Origin of the sequence: Pseudoduganella sp. RAF53_2, from assembly GCF_052113985.1 — a bacterium.
Lineage (GTDB): Bacteria > Pseudomonadota > Gammaproteobacteria > Burkholderiales > Burkholderiaceae_D > Rugamonas.
Window position 1 is genome coordinate 1 of record NZ_JBFRDW010000274.1, and the last position, 7509, is coordinate 7509.

The 7509-nt window shown below is 62.7% G+C and carries 9 protein-coding genes; 6 read left to right on the forward strand and 3 right to left on the reverse strand.

Features of this window, described 5'->3' with window-relative positions:
• Positions 1-303: 303 nt before the first annotated feature.
• The gene (flhC, locus tag AB4Z11_RS16940) at positions 304-849 is read right to left on the reverse strand and encodes a flagellar transcriptional regulator FlhC (RefSeq protein ID WP_442026410.1); all 546 of its coding nucleotides are present in this window, start codon (positions 847-849) and stop codon (positions 304-306) included.
• A gap of 37 nt (positions 850-886) precedes the next feature.
• A complete protein-coding gene (gene flhD / locus AB4Z11_RS16945) occupies positions 887-1204 on the reverse strand; it encodes a flagellar transcriptional regulator FlhD (protein ID WP_442026411.1) in 318 nt (105 codons plus the stop codon).
• Positions 1205-1730: 526 nt separating this feature from the next.
• Between flhD and kynU the strand changes: the two genes are divergently transcribed.
• From kynU to AB4Z11_RS16975, 6 genes are all read left to right on the forward strand, one after another.
• On the forward strand, positions 1731-2969 hold the full coding sequence (kynU, locus tag AB4Z11_RS16950) for a kynureninase (RefSeq protein ID WP_442026412.1): 1239 nt from the start codon (positions 1731-1733) through the stop codon (positions 2967-2969).
• Between the two features lie 6 nt (positions 2970-2975).
• A complete protein-coding gene (gene kynA / locus AB4Z11_RS16955; RefSeq protein ID WP_442026413.1) occupies positions 2976-3812 on the forward strand; it encodes a tryptophan 2,3-dioxygenase in 837 nt (278 codons plus the stop codon).
• On the forward strand, positions 3809-4453 hold the full coding sequence (locus AB4Z11_RS16960) for a ribonuclease T2 family protein (protein WP_442026414.1): 645 nt from the start codon (positions 3809-3811) through the stop codon (positions 4451-4453). Before kynA ends, AB4Z11_RS16960 begins: the two co-directional genes overlap by 4 nt.
• Entirely contained in the window at positions 4450-4989 is a 540-nt protein-coding gene (locus AB4Z11_RS16965; protein ID WP_442026415.1) for an RBBP9/YdeN family alpha/beta hydrolase, read from the forward strand. The genes AB4Z11_RS16960 and AB4Z11_RS16965 overlap by 4 nt, the downstream gene beginning before the upstream one ends.
• A gap of 80 nt (positions 4990-5069) precedes the next feature.
• A complete protein-coding gene (locus AB4Z11_RS16970) occupies positions 5070-5684 on the forward strand; it encodes a CHRD domain-containing protein (protein WP_442026416.1) in 615 nt (204 codons plus the stop codon).
• Positions 5685-5944: 260 nt separating this feature from the next.
• Positions 5945-6610 (forward strand): PEP-CTERM sorting domain-containing protein, encoded by a 666-nt coding sequence (locus tag AB4Z11_RS16975; RefSeq protein WP_442026417.1) that lies wholly within the window; start codon positions 5945-5947, stop codon positions 6608-6610.
• On the opposite strand, the gene sigJ is transcribed toward AB4Z11_RS16975, so the two are convergent.
• Positions 6565-7431, reverse strand: coding sequence for an RNA polymerase sigma factor SigJ (sigJ, locus tag AB4Z11_RS16980; protein ID WP_442026418.1), 867 nt, complete (start codon positions 7429-7431; stop codon positions 6565-6567). The two genes, AB4Z11_RS16975 and sigJ, sit on opposite strands and share 46 nt — an antisense overlap.
• Between the last annotated feature and the right edge of the window lie 78 nt (positions 7432-7509).

The following is a 7509-nucleotide window of genomic DNA, read 5'->3' on the forward strand; positions in this document are numbered from 1 at the left end:
CCCTGGATCAGTGCCGCAGTGAGGATGGTGGGTTCGGCGCCGAAGGATTCCAGCGCGAAGGACAGCGCCGCCGTCGGCAGTAGCGCGAGCAGCTGGATCAGCAGCGCCTGGACGGCCGGTGCGCGCAGGATGCGCGGCGCCGTCATGGCCCGCTCCGGGCCGCGCCCATATCGGCCATGACGCTGGCGTAGCAGCGCGGAAGGCTGGCGCCGGCCAGGGCGCCGCCGCCGCGCAGTGCGGCGCGGCTGGGCGCGGCCGCAGGATGGCGCGGACCGCGAGGCTCGGGAACAGTGGCGGCGAGGATCAAGCGGCGGCCGCTTCGGCTTCCTTGGCCTTGCGGGTCTTGCCAGCGCGGGACGGCATATGGCACAGGCCGCAGCGGTAGTCGGAGTTCAGGTCCATGGCATCGACCACGAACTTGCCCTGGCAGCAGCGGCAGGACTTCAGCTCCAGCATTCTGGTATTGGCGAAACGGGTCAGGGTCCAGGCGCGGGTCAGGGACAGCAGCGGCTCTTCGCCCGGCTCCGGCGGCATCTGCTCCAGATACAGCTGGTAAGCCTTCATCACCGCGCGGACACCACTGGCGCCAGCGTGTTCGACCAGGAAGTTATGGATATTCAGGAACAGCGAGCTGTGGATGTTCGGCTGCCAGGTCAGGAACCAGTCGGTGGAGAAAGGCAGCATGCCCTTCGGAGGAGAGACACCTTTCAGTTCCTTGTACAGCTTGAGAAGGCGCTCACGGGACAGCGACACTTCAGTTTCCAGCAGTTGCAGGCGGGCGCCCAGATTGATCAGCTCGATGGCCAGCTGGATTTCCTGGGCTTCCGTTACCACGCTCTTTTTAGTCATTTTTTCCRCTCCCCGTGATGACGCAAAACAACACTAATTAGACAATTTCCTCTACGCCCTGGCCGGCCATCAGGATGGCGGCGTGGGACTGGGCGAGGGAGCGGTCCTTGTTGTAGTTGGTCAGCATGCCGAGGATGGCGCTGTCGTCGAAGCGGAAGCGGGCCAGCATCATGTTGCCACCAGCCAACTTCAGAATCTGGGCATTGCTCATGCCTTCGATCAGGTCAGCGATGTCGGCCGAGATGCCGAGACGGAAAATTGCGGTGACCTTGTCCGCGCGGATCATCTGCTGAGCCAGCATCAGGTAGCTCAGGTTTGCATCGCGGATTTCAGCCATCATGTCGTTTGCAGTCATTTCCATCTCTCCTGTGGGTTCTATCTTGCTAGCAGCGCAATTGCGTTGCCGTTGAGATACATTCTGCTGGAGAGGCACAGAAACACAAAGAGGCCACACTCTGTATTTTGCGTCGGAATAGACACGGGACGTCCTGTCAGATTTTGTCTGACAAACGTCGGGCGATAAGGGCTAAACCCCTGAAAACATGCGGGTTTGCGAGGTGTTCAGGCACACCGAAAAGCCAGYAGCCTGAGGTAAAAACGCGATGTCGCTGCGATGCTTTTTTGCGACATCTGAACTGTTATCGGCAGGGTTTTGGAGAACTTTAGGGTTCAACGCAAAAAATTTTAATATTTTTTGCCCCATCCAAACTTCCGAACAGCAAGCCTTTTACCGGGCTTCTGAAAGCGGTAACGGCAGGACTTTGGGGAACTTTAGGGTTTTTCGAAAAAATTTTTAAAAATTTTTCGGTGAGGGGCTTCACCCGGCCGAAGCCCCTGCAAAAGTTGCTACACTCTCACTTTCTTTAGGTTTCAAGGAAATCATGATCTCCCGCACCGACTGCCTGGCGCGCGACGCCGCAGATCCCCTGGCTCCCCTGCGCGAGCAATTCGACCTCCCCGCCGGCGTGATTTATCTGGATGGCAACTCTCTGGGCGCCCGCCCGAAAGCCGCCCTCACCCGCGCCACCGAAGTCATCGCCAAGGAGTGGGGCAAAGACCTGATTACCAGTTGGAATACCGCCGGCTGGTTCGACATGCCCAAGCGCCTGGGCGACAAGCTGGCCCCGCTGGTCGGCGCCGAGGCAGGCGAAGTGGTGGTCACCGACACCACCTCAATCAACCTGTTCAAGGCCCTGGCCGCCGCCATCAAGCTGCAGGACGGCTCCGGCCGCCGCACCATCGTCAGCGAGCGCAGCAATTTCCCGACTGATATATATATGGCGCAGGGCCTGGCCGGCTGGCTGAACCAGGGCTACCGGGTCAAGCTGATCGACTCGCCGGACGAGCTGCACACGGCCATCGGCCCGGACACCGCCGTCCTCATGCTGACCCACGTGAACTACCGCACCGGCTACCAGCACGATATGGCAGCCGTCAGCGCCCTCGCCCACCAGCATGGCGCCGTCATGGTCTGGGACTTGTGCCATTCCGTCGGCGCGGTGCCGGTGGATCTGCATGCAGGCGGCGCCGACTTCGCGGTCGGCTGCACCTATAAATACCTGAACGGCGGTCCCGGCTCGCCGGCCTTCATCTGGGTGCCCAAGCGCCACCAGGCCAGGTTCGCCCATCCACTATCCGGCTGGTGGGGCCACGCCAATCCTTTCGCCATGGCGCCGGACTTCGCGCCGACCGAAGGCATCGGCCGCGCCCTGTGCGGCACCCAGCCCGTGACCTCGCTGGCGATGGTGGAATGCGGCCTGGACGTCTTCGCGCAAACCACCATGTCCGCCATCCGCGAAAAATCACTGGCACTGACCGACCTGTTCATCGCCCTGGTGGAGCAGCGCTGCTCCGGCCATCCGCTTGGGCTGGTCACGCCGCGCCACCACGCACAGCGCGGCAGCCAGGTCAGCTTCACGCACCCGCATGGCTACGCCGTGATGGCGGCCCTGATCGCACGCGGCGTGATCGGCGACTACCGCGAGCCGGAAATCATGCGCTTCGGCTTCACCCCGCTGTATACCAGCTTTGCCGACGTGTGGGATGCGGTGGAAATCCTGAAGCAGATCCTCGACGACAAAGCCTACGATATTGCCGCCAAGCGCGGCGCTGTAACCTGAAACATCATGACCGAACCAAAGAAACCCGCCGAATGGCATGGCGCCCAGATGGACTTCAGCAAGTCCATGAGCTACGGAGACTACCTGGGCCTGGACCAGATCCTGAACGCCCAGCATCCGCTCTCGCCCAATCACAATGAGATGCTGTTCATCGTGCAGCACCAGACCAGCGAGCTGTGGATGAAGCTGATGCTGCACGAGCTGCATGCCGTCTGCGACCATCTGCGCCGCGACGACCTGCCGCCGGCCTTCAAGATGCTGGCCCGCGTGGCCCGCATCATGGACCAGCTGGTGCATGCCTGGGATGTGCTGGCAACCATGACGCCGCCTGAATACACGGCGATCCGCCCTTACCTGGGTGCTTCCTCCGGCTTCCAGTCGCACCAGTACCGCGAGATCGAATTCATCCTCGGGAACAAGAACGCCAATATGCTGGCGGTACACGAGCACACGCCAACCCACGCGGCGCTGGACCAGGCCCTGCGCGCGCCTTCGCTGTACGACGAAGCCGTGCGCCTGCTGGCCCGCCACGGCCTGAAGATCGACGCCGCACGCCTGAACGGCGATTGGACCCTGCCAACCAGCGCCGACGAATCGGTGAAGGAAGCCTGGCTGGAGGTCTACCGCGACACCACCAAATACTGGGCGCTGTACGAGCTGGCCGAAAAGCTGGTGGATATGGAAACCGCTTTCCGCTTCTGGCGCTTCCGCCACGTGACCACCGTGGAGCGCATCATCGGCTTCAAGACCGGCACCGGCGGCACAGCCGGCGTGAGCTATCTGCGCAAGATGCTGGACGTGGTACTCTTCCCTGAACTGTTCGCCTTGAGGACCGCCCTGTGAAAATCCGCATCGCCCTTCTCGCCGCCGCCAGCCTGCTCGCTTCGTCCGCCTTCGCGCGCGACGATCGGCCCGGTCAATTCGATTACTACGCCATGTCCCTCAGCTGGTCGCCGGAATACTGCGCCAGCCGCGACGATCCGGTGCAGTGCGCGAGCGGCCGCCAGCTGGGCTTTGTGCTGCATGGCCTGTGGCCGCAGTTCGAGAAAGGCTATCCAGATTCCTGCTCGCGCCAGAAGCTGCCGGCCGACGTACGCGACCGCTATGCCGATCTCTATCCCGCGCCCAAGCTGATCATCCATGAGTGGCAAAAGCACGGCACCTGCTCCGGCCTGGCGCCGCAGGATTATCTGACCTTGTCGGCTCGCCTGAAGGAAGGCCTCAAGATTCCGGCCGAATTCCAGCGCCCTTCGCAGCCGGTGCGCGTTACGCCCGGCCAGTTTGAAGACGCCTTCAAGAAAGCCAACCCCTGGCTGGCCAGGGATTCCGTGCTGCCTTTCTGCACCGGCGGCGGACGCTTCCTGCGCGAAGCCCATGCCTGCTACAGCAAGGACGGCGCGTCGCGCAGCTGCGCGATGGACGAAATCAAGCGCTCGCAGAAAAGCTGCGGCCAGGCTTCCTTCCTCCTTAAAAACGTACGATGACGACTGTCCTTACTCTCTCCGGCCTGTGGGATTCAGGCCCGCAGCATTGGCAAACGCACTGGGAACGCAAGCACGGCTGGCGCCGCGTGGCGCATCGCGATTTCGAAACGCCTGACCGTGAAGAGTGGGTACGCGAACTCGATGCGGCGATTGCCGCATGCAGCGAGCCGCCTGTGCTGGCGGCGCACAGCCTGTCCTGTACGCTGGTGACGTGGTGGGCACAGTCCAACAGCAAGCACCGCGTCGCCGGCGCCTTCCTGGTGGCGCCAAGCGACGTCGATGCGCCGTCCTATCCGGCCTGCACCACAGGCTTCCAGCCGATGCAGCTGCAGCGCCTGCCCTTCCCTTCGGTGGTCGTGGCCAGCAGCGACGACATCTACGTCAGCGAGCGGCGCGCACGCCAGTTCGCCGAAGCCTGGGGCAGCGTGTTGCACGTGATCGGCCCGGCAGGACACATCAATGGCGACGCCGGTTTCGGCCCTTGGCCGGAAGGCGAAAGCTTGCTGCTGGACCTTTGTTCTAAGACGCAACGCTAACTTCCTCGTCGTATCGTGCGCACGGGCCTGCCTTCATGGCAGGACAATGCCAGCCTCGCTTTCGATGAAAGGAGACTGCGATGAAACCTGTGTTTGCAAAAGGGCTAGCTCTGCTGGCCATCAGCGCCGCCTGCGGGGGCGCCTGGGCTGATCCCCTCACTTACACCGCCAATCTCAACGGCGCTTCCGAGGTCACGCCAAATAGCTCGTCCGCTATCGGCGCAGCAATTGTGACCTTCGACATCGACACGCACAGCCTGCGGGTGCAAAGCATCTTTGCGGGACTGGACGGTACGACCACCGCTTCGCACATCCATTGCTGCACGGCGGATGCCGGCAGCGGTTCGGCTGGCGTCGCGACCATGGTGCCCGCCTTCACGGATTTCCCCACGGGGGTGACGGCCGGCACGTATGACCACACGTTCGATACGTCGGCGTCCTCGTTCTGGAATTCCGCATTCCTGACGGCGAACGGCGGCTCGACCAGCACAGCGGAATCCACACTGCTGACTGGCCTGAACAGTGGTACTTCCTACTTCAACATCCACAGCTCAGCGTATCCGGGTGGGGAAATCCGTGGTTTCCTGACGGCTCCCACCGCACCAGTCCCTGAGCCAGGCATGGCAGGCATGCTGCTGCTGGGCATACCCGCCGTACTTGCGATCGGACGCCGTAGAGCCAAGCGGAAGGATTAAACGGCATGGATTACGGGGTCTCGCCCGAAGGCTCGCAGTGGGGATGGCGCGCATTGCCTCCTCCCACTGCGGGCCGCCCGCACACGGCCCGTTAGACTTACCGGGCCGGCGGTTTGGGATACGTCGGCGGATCTTACAACTCGACACCGGATTGTGTGCAATCCCGGATTGCCTGGCATGCGCGCCTGCGGCGGATAGAGGCGGCACGATAAATGCGTGGCGGGAAACGGGCATGTGCCCGGCTTTTGGGAGAATCCGCCATGAAAACGCCAATCCTGCTGCTGTTGCCAATGCTCTTTTGTGGCGTGCCAGCGATGGCCGACACCATCTTCGACAACGGCGCCCATCCGCCCACCAATTTTCCATTTTCAGATCTTGGGGCAGGCCAAATTCTCGCCGATGACTTCACCCTGGCGCCGGGACAAAACACGATCGCTGACGTCCACTGGAGTGGCCGCTACCTGGATGGAGCGCTGCCCGCCGATGCTTTTCAAATCTATCTCTGCGACGATGTGGCGGGCGCGCCCGGCAATTGCGCCGCACTCACACTGGCTGCCGTATCCCGCACGGCAGCCGGCGCATATTTCGACTACACGGTCGACGTCACGCCGTTGATGGTCCCGGCTAACACGGTGCACTGGCTTTCCATCTTCAACAATACTTCCAGCTGGTTGTGGGGTGATCAGGTCGGTGTGGGCGGCAATTCCATGCAGACAAATAACTTCTTCGGCACGACACCCACCTGGACACTGGCCAGCAACGGCGCGGCAATGGACTTTTCGCTAAGCGGCCCCGCCGCGGTTCCGGCGCCCACCTCGTTCTTATTGTCCGGCATTGGACTGGCCGCACTCGGCTTCGGCCGGCGCAAGCCAGCGCCGGCTCAGGCGAGTATGGCGGCGAGCTTGTCCGGATTGCGAATGACGTAGAAGCCTTTGATTTGCTGGCCGTCGGACTCGATGTATTGCACCGACTCCAGTTTGCCGCCGATGTAGCGCAGCAGGCCGGGCTGGCCGTTGAGCAGGACCAGGCGGTATTCGGTTTTGCCGGCCTGCGAGAACTTGGCGTACAAGCCTGCAATGAGGTCCGGATCGCGCACCACCTGGGGGAAGGCCGGCATCTTGCCGCCACCGTCGCCCACGAATTGCATATCGTCTGCGATGAAGGCGCGCACCGCATCCTGTTGGCCGCTGTTGATGGCGGCCACGAAGCGCTGCAGCAGCTGCTGGTGATCGTTGCGGCTGACTTCGAAGCGCACTTTCTCCTGCTGCACGCGGTCGCTGGCGCGGCTCACCATCTGGCGGCAGGCCGCTTCGCTCTTGCCCAGCATCTCGGCCACTTCGGCGTAGTCGTAATCGAAGACCTGGCGCATCAGGAAAGCCGCGCGCTCTTCCGGCGACAGCCGCTCCAGCACCCACATGAAGGCCACCGACAGGTCGCTCGCCAGTTCCGCCTGCGCCTCCGGCGTGTGCTCATCCAACGGCTCGATCATAGGTTCCGGCAGCCAGAAGCCGGTGTAGCTTTCGCGCTCGGCCTTCGCCGCACGCAGGCGGTCGATGGACAGGCGGGTCGCCACGGTCACCAGCCAGGCTTCCGAGGACAGCACGCCCTCTCGGTCGGCGGAATGCCAGCGCAGCCAGGCATCCTGCACCACATCCTCGGCATCGGCCCGCACACCCAGCATGCGGTAGGCGATGGAGAACAGCCGTCCACGGTGGGCGGCAAAAACTTCTGCGTCCGTTTGACTCATTGACTCGCTTCCAAGGTGATCGATTGCGCCACCCTGGATAATACCTCGCGCAACTCGCGCAAGCGGGGTGGCTTGCTG

What these genes read in the sequence shown, in the direction of transcription:
- flhC (WP_442026410.1), bottom strand. Translation starts at nt 849, where the DNA reads ATGACTAAAAAGAGCGTGGTAACGGAAGCCCAGGAAATCCAGCTGGCC.
- flhD (WP_442026411.1), bottom strand. Translation starts at nt 1,204, where the DNA reads ATGACTGCAAACGACATGATGGCTGAAATCCGCGATGCAAACCTGAGC.
- kynU (WP_442026412.1), top strand. Translation starts at nt 1,731, where the DNA reads ATGATCTCCCGCACCGACTGCCTGGCGCGCGACGCCGCAGATCCCCTG.
- kynA (WP_442026413.1), top strand. Translation starts at nt 2,976, where the DNA reads ATGACCGAACCAAAGAAACCCGCCGAATGGCATGGCGCCCAGATGGAC.
- AB4Z11_RS16965 (WP_442026415.1), top strand. Translation starts at nt 4,450, where the DNA reads ATGACGACTGTCCTTACTCTCTCCGGCCTGTGGGATTCAGGCCCGCAG.
- AB4Z11_RS16970 (WP_442026416.1), top strand. Translation starts at nt 5,070, where the DNA reads ATGAAACCTGTGTTTGCAAAAGGGCTAGCTCTGCTGGCCATCAGCGCC.
- AB4Z11_RS16975 (WP_442026417.1), top strand. Translation starts at nt 5,945, where the DNA reads ATGAAAACGCCAATCCTGCTGCTGTTGCCAATGCTCTTTTGTGGCGTG.
- sigJ (WP_442026418.1), bottom strand. Translation starts at nt 7,431, where the DNA reads ATGAGTCAAACGGACGCAGAAGTTTTTGCCGCCCACCGTGGACGGCTG.